The organism is Phocaeicola sp. RTP21198st1_B8_RTP21198_201120 (assembly GCF_040929485.1).
GTDB classification, from domain to species: Bacteria; Bacteroidota; Bacteroidia; order Bacteroidales; family Bacteroidaceae; genus Phocaeicola; species Phocaeicola dorei.
Map to the genome: position 1 here is coordinate 1 of NZ_JBCOCI010000040.1, position 20,321 is coordinate 20,321.

Below are 20,321 nucleotides of genomic sequence, written 5' to 3' on the forward strand. Positions count from 1 at the left end.
TCTGCAAATTCAGTAATGAGAGGACGTGTAAACGCAATAAGGACGTTCAAGGGCTTAGTTGCGGATTTGAGGTTAATCAAAACCAAAATTAAATTCTATGCTAAACGTACAATCTCTAACCCAAAGGACATTTGCACAGATAGTAGTCTTTGCATTACTCCTATTAAACAGTACACTGGCATTTGCTCAAAATCAAGTTAACGGTATTGTCACAGACAAAACCGGAGAACCCCTTATCGGAGTGAATGTAGTCGAAAAAGGTACTACCAACGGTGTTATCACTGACTTTAACGGACAGTTTACACTGAATGTAGCACAAGGAAAGACACTCGTATTCTCTTACGTGGGTTACACTACCCAGGAAATTACAGTAAAAGGATCTTCTTTGAAGATTATTATGGAAGAAGATTCTAAAACATTAGATGAAGTTGTGGTAGTAGGTTATGGCAGCATGAGTCGTAAGGATGTAACCAGCTCCATTACCACTGTGAAAGCAGACAAACTGAATGTAGGAGTTTATTCTGACCCTGGACAGTTGCTGCAAGGTAAAGTCCCTGGTTTGACGGTAGTACAAAGCAGCGATCCGACTTCTGGTACTGCTTCTATCTCTTTACGTGGGGCTTCTTCTCTGCGTACCGGTGCGGCAATGGAACCTTATTATGTTATTGACGGTATTCCCGGTATGTCATTAAGTCTGATTGCTCCCGAAGATATTGAAAGCATTGACGTACTTCGTGACGCTTCTGCAACGGCTATTTATGGCTCCAAGGCTGCTAACGGTGTAATCTTGATTACCACCAAAAAAGGTAGTAAAAGTGAGCACACTTCTGTAAACTACAGCGCATATCTTGCATTTGACAACATTGCCAAGCGTTTAGATATGATGACTGCCGACGAACTCCGCACCTATGCCAAGGAAAATAACATCACTCTTCCGAATGACAAAGGAGCAAACACCAATTGGAACGATGAAGTACTGCGCACAGCAATCAGTCATAACCATAACGTTTCTATCAATGGCGGTTCAGAAAAGACTCAATACAGTGCCAGCATGAGTTATCAAAACAAACAAGGTATCGTACGTGGTACAGATTTCGAGCGTTTCGGCGGCCGCGCATTTTTGCAAACCAAAGCACTGAATGATCGGCTCACCTTAGCCTTTAACGTGAATGCCGCACAATCAAAAGGTACCACCGTTGATTCCGCCAAAGATGGCCAATCCGTATTCGACGCCATGAATTATTATTCTCCACTAGTTCCTGTCACCAACGCAGACGGTTCTTGGTATAGCGACAAAACTATCTCCCAAAACTTCAATCCTGTATCCATGATCAATGAAGATACTTTTGAAAACAACAAGAAACTCCTTCAAGGAACAGCCAAAGGTACTTTAGATATCACTAAGGACTTAAAATGGAACTTAAGTCTTTCCTATCAAGACGAACAATATATATGGAACGAATACCATACCAGCAAATCCCAATATAACACCCGAAATGGCGAAGCTAAACGTATTGCAACAGAAAACAAGAAAAAAATTCTTGAAACATACATAAACTATGATCATACATTCGCCAATATCCACAAACTGGGCCTGATGGCCGGTTATTCATGGGAACAGAATGATGACAATGACAGTTTCGGTCTGGATGTCTACGACTTTTACAATGATAACACCACTTTTTATAATCTGAACCTTGCCAATAAAATGGATTGGCAGAATGGCGGTATCACCAGCAATAATAACGGTCATTTGGAAACTTTACGTATGATCTCATTTTATGGACGTATCAACTACTCCTTCAACAGCAAATACCTGCTTCAAGCAACAATTCGCCGTGACGGCTCCTCTGCCTTTGGAAAGAACAACCGTTGGGGAACTTTCCCATCCGCATCGTTGGCATGGCGCATGAGCGAAGAAAAGTTCATCAAAGATTTAAATGTTTTCGATGACTTGAAGTTCCGTGTTGGTTATGGTGTTAGTGGTAACTCACTCGGATTCGGAGCTTATTCGGCTATTCAGACTTACAGTACTTCAGGTTGGTTCAACTATACAAACGCCAATGGCACACAGAACAGTTACCATACCCTAGCAGCCGCCTCAAATGCCAATCCAGACCTAAAATGGGAACGTACAGCCATGTTGAACATCGGGCTGGACTTCAGCTTCTTTGGGGGCAGATTAGGAGGAACCATCGAATACTATGACAAGCGTACCAGCGACCTGATATACACTTACGAGGTTTCCACAAACCGCTATCCTTTCGGAACCATGCCGGCCAATGTGGGAGATATCAGCAATAAAGGTATTGAATTTACCATAAATGCCACTCCTATACAAACAAAAAATTTCTCTTGGCAAACCAGTTTGAACTTATCTCATAATAAAAATAACGTAGAAAGTATATCCAACAGTGAATATTCCGTAGATTATATCCGTGCAGCCGATCCTGAAATCGCAGGTTATTCTTCAAATGCAGACGTACAGCGCATCATGGAAGGACATCCTATCGGCACCTTCTACACCTACGAATGGGCCGGCTACAATAACCAAGGAGTATCCATCTTTTATGTACACGATCCTGAAACGGGTGAACGTACAGGCGAAACGACCACAGATCCTGAAACTGATAGAGACCGTACTATTACCGGCTGCGCACAACCTGATTTAAATTTAGGCTGGAGCAATAACTTCCAATACAAGAACTGGAATCTCGACTTATTCTTTACTGGTGTTTTTGGACAAGATATCTACAACGCCACTGCAGAACAATACTCTAATGTTTCTTTTGTGAAAGAAGGCCGCAATGTATTAAAAAGCGTAGCTACCGAACACCGTGCTACTGACACACAATCTCAAGCACCATCCAATCGCTGGATAGAGAACGGTAGTTATTTCCGTCTGTCCTCAGTCTCATTGGGATATACTTTCGGCAAAATTGGTAACTGGATAAACTCGCTCAAGCTATACGCCACTTGTAATAATGTATTCACCATTACCGGTTACTCCGGCCGTGATCCGGAAATCAACCTTGGAGGCTTGGAACCGGGCATGGACAGACGTACCAATTACTATCCGCGTACCCGTTCATTTATGATCGGTCTAAACGTGAACTTCTAACCATATAATTGAAAACTGATATGAAAAATAACATAAAATTAACAACCTGGCTGGTAGGTAGTCTGCTTACCTTCTCCGCCTGCACAGATCTAAATGTGGATCTTAAGTCCACTTATACCGAATACCCGGATTCCGAAATTGCCAAGGAAGCTAAAATGGCAGGTTTGTATTATGGATTCGGCGGAGCATTAGGACGTCGTTATATGGAAGCTGCCCTGCTGTCTTCCGATGAGTTCATGGCAGTAACATTTGGTGGTAACTGGTATGATGGCGGCAACTATATCCATTCCTCTCTTCACGCCAGCCTTCCAGGCGACGCACACGTGGACTGGGCTGGTGATATTCCGGCTGCAATCACAAAATGCAACCAAGCAATTTTTGACTTGGGTGGAGAAGATGAAAACAATGCCGAACAGGAAGCCTTGATTGCTCCGGCACTTGCCATGCGTGCTTTCTATCATTTTATTTTTATGGATACATTCGGAGCAACTCCCAAATTAGACCACTTGATCGGCGATTCTGAAGCTATCGACCGTTCTCCCCGTTCCGAAATTACAAAATTTATCGAAAGCGACCTGCTCCGTGCTTTGGCTTCTGGCGGTTTAAAAGAAGATGTTGATGCTTCCACTTATGGCAAACCAACCAAATGGATGGCTGAGGCTCTCCTTGCCAAACTCTATATAAACTGGGCTGTTTATACCTGTGATGATGTAGCTACTTATGATCCAAGCATGACTAATTCCAAATTGAATGATGTCATAAAATATTGCGATGATATCATCGCCTCCGGTCATTTCGATCTCAGTGATGGTTATCGCAAGAAATTCATGCCAGACAACGGCTATCAGATTAAGGATTTCATCTATGCAATGCCATACCAAAATAATGAAACATCAACCAGAGCCAATACTTACGCCCGTTTCCAATTCTGGCCTAAATTCAACAATGATGGTGCGGACGGTAAAGGACTGTTCGGCATAACACTATCCCAAAATGCCGGAGGCATTTTCATCGTTACTCCCGAGGCGGCAGACCGTTTTTGCCTGGAAGGAGATGAACGCAATGAGATCATCATGAAAGGTGCGATCAACTATTATGACATCAGCACACATACAATGGGAACAGAACCTTATATATACAACGGACAACAAGTTGTCCTCACCAAGAACATCACCATCTTGAATGACCAAATGGATCTTGGAAATGACTTGAACGCATGGTGCCAGGGATACCGATGCATCAAATGGGCTATTCAAGCAGACGATTATAACCTCTATAACCGCAATCAAAGCAATGATGTACCTATCTTCCGTTATGCAGATATTCTGCTGATGAAAGCAGAAGCTATTCTACGAGGGGCAACAGCCACTAACGGCGACACGCCACAATCCCTATTCAACCAAATACGCAGCTATTGTAACGCTCCATTATTAGAGCATACTCCTTCATTAAACGAGTTACTTGAAGAGCGTGGCCGTGAATTTTATGCAGAGACATGGCGACGTAATGATCTAATCCGTTTTGGAAAGTTCGAAGACGACTGGGGATATAAAAATCAATATCATCCGGAAGCTCAAACCGAAAAATGGCGTAGGATCTTTCCTGTATCTGTCGGCTTGATGAATTCAAACACCAACTGGAAGCAAAATTACGGTTATTAATAAATTAAATAAGTTTTTATAAGGGCTTGTTACAGCAAGCTCTTATAAAAAACTTTAAAGCAAAAAATAATTCATGAAACTTCATCAAATCTTATTGCTTCATATTGCGACATCTATCTTGGCATTATTCCCATCTCCTATATATGCCCAAAAAATGATGTACCAGGACTCTATCGAAATCGTAGTACACAGAGGAGCGAACCATATAGCGCCGGAAAACACCATTCCATCAGCTCTAGCTGCATTGGAACATGGAGCCGGCTGGATAGAAGTGGATGTGCGCAAAAGTAAAGACAATATACTTTATAATCTGCACGATGAAACTTTGGACCGTACTACCAACGGTAAAGGTCCCATTCAAGATATGCTATCCAAAGATATTGAAAAATTAGACGCCGGCAGTTGGTTCAGTTCTCAATTTACCGGCATTCACGTACCCCGTATAGCCGAAATGCTAGACACCCTACAAGGAAAGGCACACATTTTTTTTGATGTAAAACGAGGAACTCCGATAAAAGATTTGGTTATATTAGTACGCCAAAAAGGATATGAAAATAAAAGCTTCTTCTGGTTTGCAGACTCTGAAATGCTGAAAGAATTTATCAGAATCGCTCCGGAAATGAAGATTAAAGTAAATGCCTCCAATATAGCAGCTCTGAAGAAATGGATGAAAATATGCACCCCGGCCTATGTAGAAACAGATATCCTCAATATCACCCCTCAATTCAAAGAATTCTGCAAAAGCAATCATATCAAGATAATGGCTGCTATTCAGAATGCGAGTGAAAAAGAATATAAAAAAGCGATTGAAGCCCATCCCGATTTAGTCAATCTGGACCGGCCGGAACTCTTTGTAAAAATGCTCCGTCAGGAGATTAAAAAATAACCCTTTTCCAAGAAGAGCCATGAAAAGTACCCTATCTTATCTGCTGATTCTATGTAGCCTGTTCATGTCTTGCACCGGACATCAGGAAGAATCCCTATTGTCCTATGTAGATACCCGTACGGGAACTGCACCGAGCATAACCCATACCGCAGGACTTTTCGGCAAAAATACCGAAGAGTACGGACAGACGCTGCCTGCCGTCCTAGAGCCCAACGGAATGAACTTTTGGACTCCCCAGACACAAGATACAGAAATAAAATGCAAGGCTCCCTATTATTACAAAGATAAGAAGATACAGGGGTTCCGCAATTCACATTGGATTGTCGGAGGGTGTACACAAGATTACGGTTCCATGACCTTGATGCCTGTATCGGGTACACTGAAATATCTCCCCCAAGACCGAGGAAGCCTGTTCTCTCACCAAGAAGAAACAGCAACGCCTGCCTATTACTCCGTCCTTCTCAAAGATTATTCCATTTTTGCAGAAATGACCGGACGTTCCCGTTCAGCCATTTTCCGATTCACTTATAACCAACCGGAAGATGCTTATCTCATAGTCAATCCTAACAGCGATGAAGGAGAAGGATATATTGAAATCGATACTATAAAAAAACAGATACGCGGATACAATCCCGTACACCGTATCTATCAAGGCTGGGGAGCCCCCGCCGGATACAACGGGTACTTTGTCATTGAATATCAAAATGAAATAGAGGAATATGGTACATTCCGGTATGACAGTCTCTTCGCCGGACAACGACAGATAGCCGATGGAACAGGTATAGGTGCATATCTCCGGTTCAAAATACACCCAGAAGAACCCGTATTAATCAAAGCCGCTTCCTCTTTTACTGACATGGAAGGCGCTCAAAAGAATCTGGACACCGAGATACCTCATTGGGATTTTGACCGCACCCGGCAGGAACTGAACTCCATCTGGGAACAAAGGCTTTCACAAGTTACAGTACAGACAAACAACCGAAACGATAAAGAGAAATTTTACGGAGCACTCTACCGTGCCTCATTCCTGCCACGTACATTCAATGATGTAGACGGGCGCTACCCTTCTTTCTCCACAGGACACCCGTTCAGACAATCAGCCAACGGTAGAAATTACTATGAAGATTACAGTATGTGGGATACTTACCGTGCTCTCCATCCGTTAATCAATATCCTGACCCCAAAGAAAGCCGGAGACATGATGCAATCATTGGTGGACAAATATGAACAAGGCGGCTGGCTGCCTATATTTCCTTGTTGGAACAGTTATACCGCAGCCATGATAGGCGATCATTGCATCTCCGCACTGGGAGATGCCTATATCAAAGGAATCCGTAATTTTGATATCAACAAAGCTTGCGAAGGAATGCTCCAGAACGCATTCAAGACCCCCTCCACCTATGAAGAATACAAAAACGGAATGGGACGACGCGCCTTGAATTCTTATCTGAAATATGGATACATTCCTTTGGAAGACAGCGTACCGGAAGCCTTTCACACCTGCGAACAAGTATCACGTACTTTAGAATATGCATACGATGATTTCGTATTGGCCCAAGTTCTGCAAAAGTTGGAAACATCAGATGATAACTTTCCTGATCCACAAAAAACAGAACTTTATGATACACTAATGATACGTGCACGATATTACCGTAACGTAATAAACCCTGGCACCGGATATGCCCAAGGCAGATACGCTGACGGCAGTTTCCTCAGCGATACCGGTAACGTTTTTTCCTTCACTCGCTTCATCACCGAAGGAGCTCCCTGCCACTATACTTGGTATGCTCCCCATGATGTATACGGACTGATGGAATGTATGGGTGGAAAAGAAAAATACATCGCCAAACTGGATTCCATGTTCAGCGAACACCGCTACTGGCACGGCAACGAACCTTGCCACCAGATAGCCTACCTCTTCAACTATGCCGGACAGCCTTGGAAAACCCAACGCGAGGTGCGTCATATTATGGAAACAGAATATCTGAATGCTCCCGGTGGACTGTCAGGTAATGATGATGCAGGGCAAATGTCTGCCTGGTATGTATTTTCTGCTATGGGATTCTATCCGGTATGTCCCGGTACACCTTATTATATAATAGGAAGTCCTTCTTTTCCCCGGATGAGTATCCGCTTGGAAAACGGAAAGACATTCACCATATTAGCCCACAACGCCAACAAAAAAAATATATATATCCAGTCAGCAAAACTAAACGGAAAAGAATATGACAAGAATTACTTTACACACCAAGATATAATACAGGGAGGAACATTAGAGTTCCAGATGGGCCCGAACCCTAATACAAACTGGGGAGCACCCGCCCTCAGCCTGCCTCCCGACAATATGAAATAAGTACAAAAAATAAAAAACAATCCATATGAAGAATCAAACTATCATCAGCCTCTTATGCTGCCTCCTGTTGTTTGTGACAGGATGCAGTATTTCCCATCAAGGGAACACGTACGACATCATGACCTATGGAGCCAAAGGAGACGGACAAACAGATGATGCCGCCGCTATACAACGCGCCATCAATGCCTGTTCCGCTGCCGGTGGCGGAACCGTAATCATTCCTGCCGGACACACCTTTCTATGCGGCCCGCTATATTTGAAATCCTATGTGAACCTTCATCTGGAACCCAACTCCCGATTGCTGGCCAACCCCGATGAAAGCATCTATACAGAAAGCGCATTCCGCGAAAACCGTGGCGAAGGAATGATGTGGATCAGTGGAAAAGACTTAAAACAAATATCCATTACCGGTACAGGAGAAATAGACGGAAACGGAATCGCCTTCATGGGCAAAGAGCTGGATGATTCCTACGAGCTGAAGCCCGTCACTGATTTTGACCCACGCCCACATGTGCTTACCCTTATCAATGTAGAGAAGACCGTTATCCGTGACATCACGATCCGGAACAGCGCCTATTGGACAATACACCTGATAGGCTGTTACGATGCCTTGATTGACGGCATCTCTTTATTGAATAATCTAAAAATACGCAACGGTGACGGTATTGATGTGGATCACTCCAAAAAAGTACGTATAGCGAACTGCTTCATTGAATCGGGCGATGACTGCATTTGCCTGAAGAATCGTCGGGAATTTGAAGAATATGGCTCTTGCGAAGATATTGTAGTGACTAATTGTGTCATGACTTCACGCTCATGCGCCATCAAGATTGGCTCGGAAAATATGGATAAAATTGAGAATGTATTATTCAATAATTGCATTATCAAAAACAGCAACCGGGGCATCGGCATACAAAACCGGGATGAAGGTACTGTGAGCAATATCATTTTCTCCAATATATTAGTAGACTGTATGTTCTATTCTGATGTATGGTGGGGTAAAGCGGAACCTATCTATGTCACCTCATACCCTCGTGCCGTAGGCAATCATAAAGATGCAGGCTGGCGTTTCCCCAAAGGTGCAACGAAAGGACACTCGGGAGAAGTCAGCAACATTTTCTTCAATCAGATTAAATGCACTAGTGAAAACGGCATTTTCGTAGGGGGAGACACTCCGGAGAAGGTGCACCATATCTACTTTGATGAAATAGATGTCAAGTTGTTAAAACGTACCGATTATGAAGGCGGTGTGTATGACAAACGTCCTTGTAACGGAGATGGTTTTGTATATGACAAGACTTATGCTTTCTATCTGGACACCGCTTCGGATATCCGGATTACCGGCTATAACATTTATTGGGCCTTCCCTCAATTGACACAAGCCGGAGGAGAAATCAAAAAGAAGAATACAATACGTGTAAAAATAAACAAGAAATAATTATGACCCACATTCCATTCAAAGTTTCTTTGTTTAGACTGGTCTTCCTGCTGCTGCCCGTGACGGTCGCGGCACAGGAAGCCAGACTTTCTGATTACGTAGATCCCAGAATCGGTTCGGAAGGACTGGGACGGGTATTTATCGGCCCCTCCTGCCCTTATGGTATGGTGAAACCATCGCCCGATTGCACTGTCCATCCCAATAGTGGTTGGCTGCCTATGCCCGAACAAGTTAACGGGTTCTCCCAAGTACACGTCAGCGGGACAGGAGGAGGTCCTAAATATGGCAACATACTTGTCATGCCTTTTGGCAAAGGTATGGATCAGCTCAATCATATAGACTATCGCAAAGATGAAACAATCCGCTTGGGCTATTATGCTACCGAATTCCAGAGAACAGGCATATATACTGAAATAACAACTGCTCCACGCGCCTCATTCTACCGATTCACCTATCCCGAAGATTCCTTAAAATCCCTGTTGGTTGACGCCGGCTTCTTCCTGGGTGAACAACCGACCCCCGATGCCCGCGAAGCACAACAATTTGTAGGTTCGGAAATTCAAATCATATCCGATCACGAAGTAATGGGATATACCCGTATTCGCGGAGGTTGGAATAACGGACGTGCCTACACCGTTTATTTTTATGCAGTAACCGACCATCCCTTTGTACAAACGGCCACATGGAAAGGAAGCCAGATCAGCAATGAACGATACCAGCCAGACTCCCAACAAAAAACCGGAGCTTTGTTGCGTTTCCCTTCTTCTGCAAATACCATTCAACTGAAAGTCGGAATTTCATTTATCAGTTCTCTCAAAGCCAGAGAGAATGTATGGAACGAAATACCTCATTGGTCATTTGAGGACACCCGGCAAGCCTTATTGGCACAATGGGAAAACTTATTGCAACGCATTGATATAGCCTCAAATACACCCGAAAAATATAAGCGTATGTTTTATACCGGTATCTATCATACCATGTTAATGCCTGTAGACCGTACCGGTGAAAATCCATTATGGAGTGATCCGGAACCTTATTATGATGATTTTTATGCTATCTGGGACACCTACCGCACCTCAACTCCACTTATCACACTGATTGACCCTCAAAGAGAAACAGACATTGTACGTTCACTGATCAATATCTATAAACGGGACGGCTACATGCCTGATGCACGAAGCGGAAATTGTAACGGACGGACACAAGGCGGCTCCAACGCCGAAATTGTTATAGCCGATGCATTTGTAAAAGGACTACCAAACATAGATTACCATCTGGCTTTGGAAGCTATGCTGAAAGATGCGACCATACCGCCCGGAGGTAACGAAGAAGCGGAGGGAAGAGGCGGACTGATTCCTTATCTGGAATTGGGATATATTCCATACGGTATTCCCCGAGCCGGAAACCGCACAATAGAATACTCCTATTGTGATTATACCATAGCCTTAGTAGCAAAAGGACTAGGCAAGACAGACTTGTACCAGCAATACTTGAAACAATCTTCCAACTGGAAGAACTTGTGGCGGGCCGATTATGAACATGCAGGAGTCAAAGGATTCATACTTCCCCGGGATAAAGAAGGAAACTGGTTAGACAAAATACCTTTCGGAAACTCCCATATCCAGAAACCCACCTTCACATATACTCCCGTTACCTTTGAAGGTCCTTGGTATACTCCTTGGTGGAACATGTTCTTTTATGAAGCCTCCTCCTGGGAATATTCACTCAGCATTCCGCATGACGTACCCGGACTCATTGAACAATGTGGCGGAAAAGAGAAGTTTGACGAACGGCTGGATATTTTCTTTGACAAGGGTTTCTTCAATGTGAATAATGAACCCTCCTTCCTCACTCCCTGCCTATACCACTGGGTAGGGCGTCCGGATAAAAGCGGCGACCGCATCCATGAAATTATCCAGAAGAACTATAATGACGGTTCTGCCGGTCTTCCCGGAAATGATGACTCCGGAGCCATGTCATCGTGGTTGGTATTCCACATGATGGGGTTGTACCCCAATGCCGGACAAGACTATTATTTAATCCATACCCCTCTACTGACAGAGAGTCGTTTCCATTTACAGGAAGGCAAAACATTCACGATCAAAGCCGAAGGGCTTTCCGAAAAGAACAGGTATATCCAGTCGGTGCTATTGAATGGAAAGAATTATCCATATTCCACCATCCGCCATCATGATATCATCAGAGGAGGCAAGTTGGTTTTAAAAATGGGTCCCCGTCCCGGCAACTGGGGGGAGCAAGCTATTTCCCGAATCTAAAGAGTAACGTATGATGAAGAAAAAACTTTTTATATGCTTTCTGCTTATCGGCAGCCTGATGGGAAGCGTAATGGCACAAGGTATCATTACCCACCCTCTGTTATTCGTATTCAAACTGCATGGACAAACCCGAAAGTACCAGTTTACTTTCAGCCAGTCCAATGACACCCTTTATCTGCATTGGGGAATTGAAAGAAACACCCGATGGCAATCAGGCAGTTACGCCATGCCCCAAGAAGCTTTAAAAACGGCTGCCGGACTAAGCTTCTTACAACCGGAAGACGGACGGCATATCTGTCTCCCCGCTCAAGAGACCTTCGCCCTGCTTTCAGCAACCGCCTATCAAGAACTGAAAAGTCAAAAGGAATTTCACTATAATCAAACAGAATACCGGCTGGCTGATACGAAGTCACAAGCCATGGGGTACCCCCTGCTGCATGTAAACGACTCAGTAGACGGATGCGAAATGTGGATTATGGACAATCCGGATTTCCCTCTGATATGGGAGATACAAAACAATCCGCTCGGCATCAATTGGAAGGCAGTCCCCGTAACTCTCCCTGCACACCATCTGAAAGAAGAGATCATGCAAAGCCCGGAAAAGATGGGCAGTATCTATTATGCTTATCCCACGCCAGACGGCATACGGACTCCGGCACCCGAAGGTTACAGCCCTTTCTACGTCAGCCATTACGGACGCCACGGTTCCCGCTGGATGACTTCGGACGAACGCTATCTGGAAGTCATTCGTGTCTTTGATACGTTTCACGAGAAATCAGGACTTACCGCTTTAGGTGAGGATGTCCGGCTCAGACTTCAGAAAGTATGGGAAAACGCCCGCGGACGTGGCGGAGACTTAACTTCATTAGGAGAACGACAACATAAAGCCATAGCCAGACGACTGTATCAACAATACCCCCAAATATTCCGGGACAGTGCCTGCATATCGGCACGTTCCAGCACCTCCGTGCGTTGCATCATGAGTATGTCCGCATTCTCGGAACAGCTGAAAGAGCTCAACCCCTCCCTCCGGATTACCCGTGAAGCCAACCGGAGATACATGGACTACATAGCCTACACTTCACCGGAACTTGAAGAGTTCAGTTCGGACAGTGCTGCATGGAGGACCGGCTTCCGATGCTACGAAGAAAGCCATATTCGTCCGGAACGATTGACCGCCACGCTCTTTACGAATCCCCAAGAAGTGAAAGACCCTCGCGGACTTATGATGGGACTCTACTGGATTGCATCGGATATGCAAGATGTAGAGTTACCGCTTTCCTTCTACGATTTGTTTGAAAAAGAAGAGCTGTTCAACATTTGGCAGTCCATCAATTACCGGATGTATATCTGTAACGCCAATGCTCCGCTCAATGGAGGTGTAGCTCCCGAAAGTGCAAAATCTTTATTGAAGAACATTATAGAAAGTGCCAACCACGCCATTCGCAAAGGAACTCCGTGCGCCACCCTCCGTTTCGGGCACGACACCAACCTGATTCGTCTGTTGGCACTCATGCAAGTAGAAGGATGCTCCAATCAAGAGACAGACCCCGACCGGTATTACCTGGCCTGGCAGGATTTCCGCATCTCACCCATGGGAGCCAACCTTCAATTGATCTTTTTCAAGAACGGACAAGGAGAAGTTATTGTAAAATTGCTACATAATGAGAATGAGGTAAAGCTACCTATTGACAGCCCTATCGCCCCTTACTATCAATGGGAAGCGGTAAAAGCATTCTACAATCATTTATAGACATACAAATTGAGAAACAGCAACTTTCCTTCAAAGAGTCAATCTTCCTATTAGCTAAGGCTTTTCTTGCCTACAATTAAGCCCTTTCTTACGGTTACCTACTACAGTCTCCCTCAATGGACTATAGAGTCCATTGAGGGAGACTGTATGGTCCACCCAAGCGGACCTTACAGTCCACTGGCGGAGTCTGTAGTAGGTAGCCGTAAGAAAGGGCTTAACTATATGGAAGAAACGGCTTACATAACCGCCCTATTCCGGTTTTATCTTTTTCAGATAATCAGAAGGAGCCATACCAAATTCATCTTTAAAACACTGACGGAAATAGACTGTACTGTTATCGCTCATGTCCCACTTCGGTATGCAAATGACTCAGACATTCGAGACTATCGAATATTATACTTACGGTCTGATAGAGAATTACAACGGCCGTAACCACAGTACCGATTTGGTCATCTATTGTCAGAGCGTAGACGAGCTGTTCTATTCCTACATCCGTCCGCAGGAAACAGAGACCAAGACCTATATCCGCTAATGGAAGCAGTTGAATGCCACAAGCAAAGGCTGGAAGTGATAGCCGTTGCTCCGTTCTCAGCTTCCCCCCTGCACACATCATCTATTCACTAGACGAGAGGTCAAAGGATAAAGCCACTCACCCAAAGTAAAGAAGGCCGATCTCACCAATCATAGATAAGGCACAGATGGGCTTGAGGTATGTGAACAGCTGGGACAGACCGCCACTCGAACAGTACATGTTGCCTTGCGGTGATTATGAGTTCCCCTTCATCCTGACTCCGGTCAAACATAACGTATATCTGGAATAAAAACGGGAAAAATTAAAAAAGCATGGGAGAGTTCCCCGATAGGATGCTTTCCCATGTTCTTATATAAGATTAGAACTGAGTTTCTAAATAGTATCAAAATACCAATTGAATTTTCTTTATAATTATTCCTTTGTCTTTCAGCTGTTCCACAGGATAGATTTCATCACGCAAGGATATTTGTACAAAATCTATATTTTCCCACTTCAGCGGCACATTGTCATTGTCTCGGGTAGATGCGGGATAATAATATGGAGTAATACCTCCAGGATATTCTTGAGGTAGAATAACTCCCTTGGTTGGCCTTAGAGCTGAAACGGGAATAAGAATCTGCTGCATGTCGGGCTTGATAGAGAAGGTATTTCCATAGCCACGGCCTTCCGTATCAATAAAATTGATGATAGCTTTGTCTGTATTAGTCAGTCCTTGTGCTTCGATTCGGATGTACTTGGGTGTAGATGTCTTCCAATCGCGACTGTCGATAAGGGGAGATATGTATTTGGATAGGGTGACATCGCAAGGTAATTTGTAAGTATCCTTACGCTCTAGGTCGGGAGTGGTGATCCGGAAGGCTTTGACCATCTCATCGCCTACATAGACCTGTGAAACTTGGTTGTCGGGGCTATTGTGTGGTCTGCTTCGCCTCAGTTTTCTTATATTGTCATTCTTGTCCAAAAGGGTGAGGGTAGTATTATTATTCACGATGCGCAGATTGTATTGCTCCTGTTCATAGTAGCCAAACTCGTCGGCTGCGCCGATGATCTTGGCGGGAAATAGTAATTTGCCATCAGTATATTCTATGCCGAAGTGATAGCCAATTTCACCTAATGGATACTTGCTTAGGTCTACTTCTGTCTCATAACGGAAACCACTCTTGTGCGCCATGGGGATGCGCTTTCCACCTCTCCAACCTGACAGAATGTAAAGATTGACTTGTTTGGGCAGTGTGGGACCATACACCTCACATGCGAAAACGCCTGGGCGACTTTGCGGCATTTCTGTCAACGTGGAGTTGTTTACTTTCCAATCTTTCATGGCTTCCTTATTATAGTATTCCTGATTGGGAAGTGCTTCGTAGTTTACTAACAGGTTGTTCTTGAATGTATATTTACCGGGATATATGCAAAGTGCTGTTTGTAAACCAGGCAATTGAATGTGGATGTTACGATTGAGACAAACGGCCTGACGGGCAACCCGGTTCACGCTTCCTGCCTTGAAAGGATCGTCAACGTTCATAATGTCGGGATAAACCTCTAATTTCCATTCGTTATCGGCTACCTTGTCAATGAAATAGATTCCGGTACCTTCATATTGTACAACGGGAGATGACCCCACACCAGCAATATGTTTCAGGGCTTTCACATTTTTGGGTTGGTCGGTGGTATTGTTAGAATAGTAGAACATGTCCTCGGCATTCAGCTGTCCCAAATCTTGGTAAAAGTCTACCTTAAAGTCTCCGAAATTGTTATTTTGTGGATAGTATCCATAATGCTTCCCTCTGGGTATGCGTTTCATCACTTGAGCCGAAATCATACCGCCGATAGCTTTGGATGGGGTATATACCATATTTAGAAAATGTGTTTGCCAGCTTAAATTGCGTGAAGCTGTTTGATGTTCATCGTAGGAGAACATGGTTGCAAACTGTATGCCTCCGCGCCTATACTCTCGTGTCATGGCAGGCAATAAGTAGCCGTTTTCCGTGTCCGTTGCATCAAATTCGTACACAAGGCGGCTCTTGCCTTTCAGCCCATCTTTTACCAGAGGCTCATATCTGTCTACAAAGTGCAATCCGTTGTCTATGAAACGATGTCCGTTATTCAGTGCTTGTGGATACCAGGCGTAGGTAGCTCCGTCTACCATAGATTTCTGAATGGCTGGCGCTACATCGAAATTCTGACTCAGATTGTAGTATATCAGCTTTTTACATCCAGTGCTTTTGATAGCTTTACACATGCAATTGATGTATTTCACCATGCCTGGAATATCATTAGGAAACTGTGTGGGTTCGTTAATAATTTCTACATAGATGATATTGGGTTCGTCCTTAATACAGCGTCCTGTATAACGGTTGACATGGTTTAAGATGTCCGTCATATAGTTTATCTGACACTTAATTGCCTTTTCATCGTGTATCAATGTGTTTTTGGCAAAAAGTTTAGCATAGCCGGTATTGGAGTTGTCATTCATTTCGGGAAACTGTGAATCGTACGTCACAATAGGCGAGAAAAGCATGTAGATACCTCGTCTGCTGGCTTCGGCAATTAGATAATCCATCATATTCAAGTGGTCGTTGTCTATCAGATGCCCGTCAGGATCAGAATTCTGAAAGTCTCCCCAAAAGCAGATGCGCAAGGCATCCCATCCCATGCGTTTAAAATGATCCATGTCTTCGCGAACCATCGCTTTGCGGTCGGCGTTTACATAGCCTGCCGCACGGTAGTCGCATGATGAGGGCAGACAGTAATTGGCACCGAACAATGCCACTTCCTGATTATTTTTTTTCCAGCGAACTATGCCGTCTTTATCTTGAAAGACCAACTCTTGCGCTTGAAGTACAATAAGTAGACTCCATGCAAATAATACTAAAACAGATATTTTTTTCATAACAGATAAGTTTTTGATACGTTCACAAACATACTTGTTTTTTCTACATTGGGATCATATCCAATAGACAATTTATAGCACATAATTTCCATCTTTTTTCGGCTTTTAGATTTCTTTAATGCTGTCTTTTTTGTGTTAGCATCTGTCCTAAATCTCCATTTGCAATACTCTCTGGATAATTACATTTGCATTCATCAAATATTAATTATTAACCAAATTAATTTAAGCTATGAACAAACAAAGAATGCTTGGCAAAAGAAGAATTCAATATTTTCGGCTTTTGCATGATGCAAAACAATCTTCTTTAAGAAGGACCTATTCATTAATGGCCCTTTGCCTGTTCTGTGTGATCAATGCATTCGCACAGAATGTAAAAGTAACCGGTAGAGTAACCGATGAAGCAGAGGAAGCCATTATCGGAGCTGCTATCAAGGTAGTGGATAGCACAATCGGGACTATCAGCGATTATGATGGCAACTTCGTATTGGATACGCCTAAGGGAGCCACCATTGAGGTCTCTTATGTGGGCTATGCACCCAAGCGGATACAAGTTACAGAGAGCAAGGCTTATGCGATCATATTAAAAGAAGATGCGAAATTGCTCGACGAAGTGATTGTAACCGGTTATGGTGCCGTATCTAAGAAAAATCTGACGACTTCTATTGCTAAAGTAAAGGCCGATGAGGTGAATAAGGCCGCTACCAGCAACATGTCGCAAATGTTGTTGGGACGTGCAGCCGGTTTGCAGGCAACGGTGGCCAGTGCTCAGCCGGGTGGTGGTATCAATATTTCCATTCGTGGTGCGGGTGCGCCTATCTACGTGGTAGACGGTATGGTTATGCCAGGATCTGCGTTGGAAGGTGACAGCGGCGGAAGTACCACTGTAATGCCCTCCAGTGTAAACCGTTCTGGTTTGGCTGGTCTGAACCCCGAAGACATTGAATCCATTGAAGTTTTGAAAGATGCTTCTGCCTCTATCTATGGTATCGGCGCGGCCAATGGTGTGGTATTAATTACAACGAAAAAGGGTAAAGAAGGTAAAGTGAAAGTGACTTACGACGGTAACATATCGTTGGTAAAGAACTATCCATACCTGGATATGCTCGATGCTCCTTCCTATATGAAATATGTGAACGCTTTCGGTCGTGAACAGTATATGCACGACCATAACATGGGAGCTTACGGCTCTGCTGCCTATGACAACGGTTTTCCTGATGTTTTCTCAGACAGCAATATTGCTTCAGCGAAAACCACGAATTGGCGTGACCTTGTACTGAAAGACGGCAGTATATCCAGACACAATATCACAGTACAAGGAGGAACAAAAACATTGAACTACTACCTCTCCGGCAACTACATTCAGCAGATTGGGTCTGTCTCTAATTCTGAAATGGAACGTTTCACTTTGCGCTCCAATGTTTCCGCACAACTTACCAGCTTCTTGAAGTTGACTACGGCTTTCAATATTAACCGTAACATCTATCAAAACGGTACGGTGGGTGGCGCTTCCAACAGTCGTGGCGAACAGGCTTCCGGTGCTTTGGCTGCTGCCATGTCCTACCTGCCCAACATGCCGGTACGTGATGAAAATGGCAACTATACGCTTTTCAAGGTTATTCCTAACCCCGTGGCTATGGAAGATATACAGAACGAGTCCAAGAACAATGGATATAACGTGAACTTCACTGTTGATATAAATATTATTAAAAATATGTTGGCCGCCAAGTTCCTGTTCGGCTATAATAACGAAAATTCAGAGCGCAACGTCTACATTCCTTCGGATATATACTTTGACCAGATGTATAAGTCGAGAGGTGCCGTAAACCGTAACGAACGTTACAACACTACCATAGAGGGTACCATCAGCTTTAACAAGGCATTTGGCGAAAATTTCCGTATGGATGCCGTTGTGGGTATGGGCCGCTACTTGAATAAATATACAGGTATGGCCGTAAGCTATACGGACAATAACGACATTTTGGCTAATGACAACATTGGTGCAGCAGCTGGAACATTTACGCCCACCTCTTATCATAGAGAGGACGAAAAACGTTCGCAATTTGCACGCGCCAGCTTCGACCTGTTCGACAGGTATGTGATAGCAGGAACTCTGCGTCGCGACGGCACTGACAAATTTTTCAAAGGCAAGAAATATTGCTGGTTCCCTTCTGTATCTGTAGCGTGGAAGATTTTCAACGAAGAGTTCATGAAAAGGGTAGAATGGGTGAACTTGCTAAAATTGAGAGCCTCTTATGGAGTGACAGGTAATGACAATCTGGGGTCCTCGCTCCATGGTTCGTACGATGCCTTTGGCACTCATGTTATGTTTAACGAAAACTCTGTAAAATACATTCCCTATTACCTGAAAAGTCAGGATTACCCTGACGTAACTTGGGAAAAGACAGTAATGAAGAACATCGGATTGGACTTTTCTCTGCTGAACGATAGGGTAAACGGTAGCTTTGACTACTTCTGGAACGACATTACGGATATGCTGGGGTATGCCAATTCAAACGGCCTTTCCATGTTTGGTTCTTATCCCATCAACGGTGCACACATCCGCCGCTATGGTTGGGATGCCACTTTGAATACGGTCAATGTCACAACAAAGGACTTCAAGTGGACTTCCGTACTAACCTTGTCCCATACCAACGCTATCTGGAAGGAACGTATGCCTAATCATACCTACAACGAATACCAAATACGTAAGGACGAGCCTGTAAACGCCAGATACTACTATCGTACGAACGGTCTTGTGAACTTAGACAAGAGCAACATGCCTTCTTATCAACCGGAAGCATACCAGAAGCCAGGTTGTCCTATTATCGTAGATTTGAACGGTGATGGACTGATTACCGTGGAAGACGTGGATATGAAAAACGTGATTCCTTCTCTCTACTGGGGATTCGGCAACACGTTCACTTACAAAAACTGGGATCTGGATGTTTTCATTTACTCGCAACTGGGTGTTGACAAGTACAACGATGTCTATTCCTGGACAAGCGGTAGAGGATTGGGCAATCAGACGAACAACATGTCCGTCTACATCAAGGATGTATGGCACTCTGAGCTGAATCCGAACGGTACCATTCCGGGTATTGCGTATGAGATGGCTTCTGTATCTTTGCCCGGTGGTGCCGGAACAGATATCGGTTACGAAAATTCCTCATTTGTTCGTGTGCGCAACATCACACTGGGATATAACTTTAAACCGAACCAATTGGGCGCATTGAGTAAGCTTCTCAGCGGCATTAGAGTTTATGTAGATGTTCAAAATCCGTTTACTTTCACCGGCTACACTGGTCTCGATCCCGAAGTGAATACGGGTGGCAATTACAAGGGCGGTAAAGCTGAATATCCGCAGACACGTACATTCTCTTTGGGTGCCAAATTATCATTCTAACTTTAATA

General features: G+C 44.0%; 9 protein-coding genes and 1 pseudogene. 9 read left to right on the forward strand and 1 reads right to left on the reverse strand.

Annotated features, from left to right (window positions below; genetic code table 11):
• The first annotated feature begins 97 nt into the window (after window positions 1–97).
• The 8 genes and pseudogenes from AB5935_RS14485 to AB5935_RS28445 all read left to right on the forward strand — a co-directional run.
• Window positions 98–3,121 carry a SusC/RagA family TonB-linked outer membrane protein gene (locus AB5935_RS14485; protein WP_038611851.1) on the forward strand — a complete coding sequence of 1,008 codons (3,024 nt, stop codon included), beginning with the start codon at window positions 98–100 and terminating at the stop codon, window positions 3,119–3,121.
• A gap of 20 nt (window positions 3,122–3,141) precedes the next feature.
• Window positions 3,142–4,782 (forward strand): RagB/SusD family nutrient uptake outer membrane protein, encoded by a 1,641-nt coding sequence (locus AB5935_RS14490; protein WP_007848296.1) that lies wholly within the window; start codon window positions 3,142–3,144, stop codon window positions 4,780–4,782.
• 73 nt (window positions 4,783–4,855) lie between these two features.
• Window positions 4,856–5,668 carry a glycerophosphodiester phosphodiesterase family protein gene (locus AB5935_RS14495; protein WP_038611855.1) on the forward strand — a complete coding sequence of 271 codons (813 nt, stop codon included), beginning with the start codon at window positions 4,856–4,858 and terminating at the stop codon, window positions 5,666–5,668.
• A 19-nt stretch (window positions 5,669–5,687) separates the two neighbouring features.
• Window positions 5,688–8,021: a GH92 family glycosyl hydrolase gene (locus tag AB5935_RS14500; protein ID WP_038611858.1), complete on the forward strand. Its 2,334-nt coding sequence runs from the start codon at window positions 5,688–5,690 to the stop codon at window positions 8,019–8,021.
• Between the two features lie 25 nt (window positions 8,022–8,046).
• Entirely contained in the window at window positions 8,047–9,459 is a 1,413-nt protein-coding gene (locus tag AB5935_RS14505) for a glycoside hydrolase family 28 protein (RefSeq protein WP_038611861.1), read from the forward strand.
• Window positions 9,460–9,461: 2 nt separating this feature from the next.
• Entirely contained in the window at window positions 9,462–11,735 is a 2,274-nt protein-coding gene (locus AB5935_RS14510; protein WP_051926318.1) for a GH92 family glycosyl hydrolase, read from the forward strand.
• A 13-nt stretch (window positions 11,736–11,748) separates the two neighbouring features.
• The gene (locus tag AB5935_RS14515) at window positions 11,749–13,488 is read left to right on the forward strand and encodes a histidine-type phosphatase (protein WP_368327459.1); all 1,740 of its coding nucleotides are present in this window, start codon (window positions 11,749–11,751) and stop codon (window positions 13,486–13,488) included.
• 334 nt (window positions 13,489–13,822) lie between these two features.
• Window positions 13,823–14,309, forward strand: a pseudogene (locus tag AB5935_RS28445) (beta-galactosidase); the annotation flags it as partial.
• Window positions 14,310–14,402: 93 nt separating this feature from the next.
• Here the strand turns inward: AB5935_RS28445 and AB5935_RS14525 are convergent.
• Window positions 14,403–16,910 carry a membrane protein gene (locus AB5935_RS14525; protein ID WP_038611870.1) on the reverse strand — a complete coding sequence of 836 codons (2,508 nt, stop codon included), beginning with the start codon at window positions 16,908–16,910 and terminating at the stop codon, window positions 14,403–14,405.
• 229 nt (window positions 16,911–17,139) lie between these two features.
• Between AB5935_RS14525 and AB5935_RS14530 the strand changes: the two genes are divergently transcribed.
• Complete coding sequence (locus AB5935_RS14530) at window positions 17,140–20,313, forward strand: SusC/RagA family TonB-linked outer membrane protein (protein WP_038611873.1); 3,174 nt, start codon at window positions 17,140–17,142, stop codon at window positions 20,311–20,313.
• The last annotated feature ends 8 nt before the right edge of the window (window positions 20,314–20,321 follow it).

Bases quoted from the DNA above. Each gene is read 5' to 3' on its own strand.
- AB5935_RS14485 (WP_038611851.1), top strand. From the start codon at position 98: ATGCTAAACGTACAATCTCTAACCCAAAGGACATTTGCACAGATAGTA.
- AB5935_RS14490 (WP_007848296.1), top strand. From the start codon at position 3,142: ATGAAAAATAACATAAAATTAACAACCTGGCTGGTAGGTAGTCTGCTT.
- AB5935_RS14495 (WP_038611855.1), top strand. From the start codon at position 4,856: ATGAAACTTCATCAAATCTTATTGCTTCATATTGCGACATCTATCTTG.
- AB5935_RS14500 (WP_038611858.1), top strand. From the start codon at position 5,688: ATGAAAAGTACCCTATCTTATCTGCTGATTCTATGTAGCCTGTTCATG.
- AB5935_RS14505 (WP_038611861.1), top strand. From the start codon at position 8,047: ATGAAGAATCAAACTATCATCAGCCTCTTATGCTGCCTCCTGTTGTTT.
- AB5935_RS14510 (WP_051926318.1), top strand. From the start codon at position 9,462: ATGACCCACATTCCATTCAAAGTTTCTTTGTTTAGACTGGTCTTCCTG.
- AB5935_RS14515 (WP_368327459.1), top strand. From the start codon at position 11,749: ATGAAGAAAAAACTTTTTATATGCTTTCTGCTTATCGGCAGCCTGATG.
- AB5935_RS14525 (WP_038611870.1), bottom strand. From the start codon at position 16,910: ATGAAAAAAATATCTGTTTTAGTATTATTTGCATGGAGTCTACTTATT.
- AB5935_RS14530 (WP_038611873.1), top strand. From the start codon at position 17,140: ATGAACAAACAAAGAATGCTTGGCAAAAGAAGAATTCAATATTTTCGG.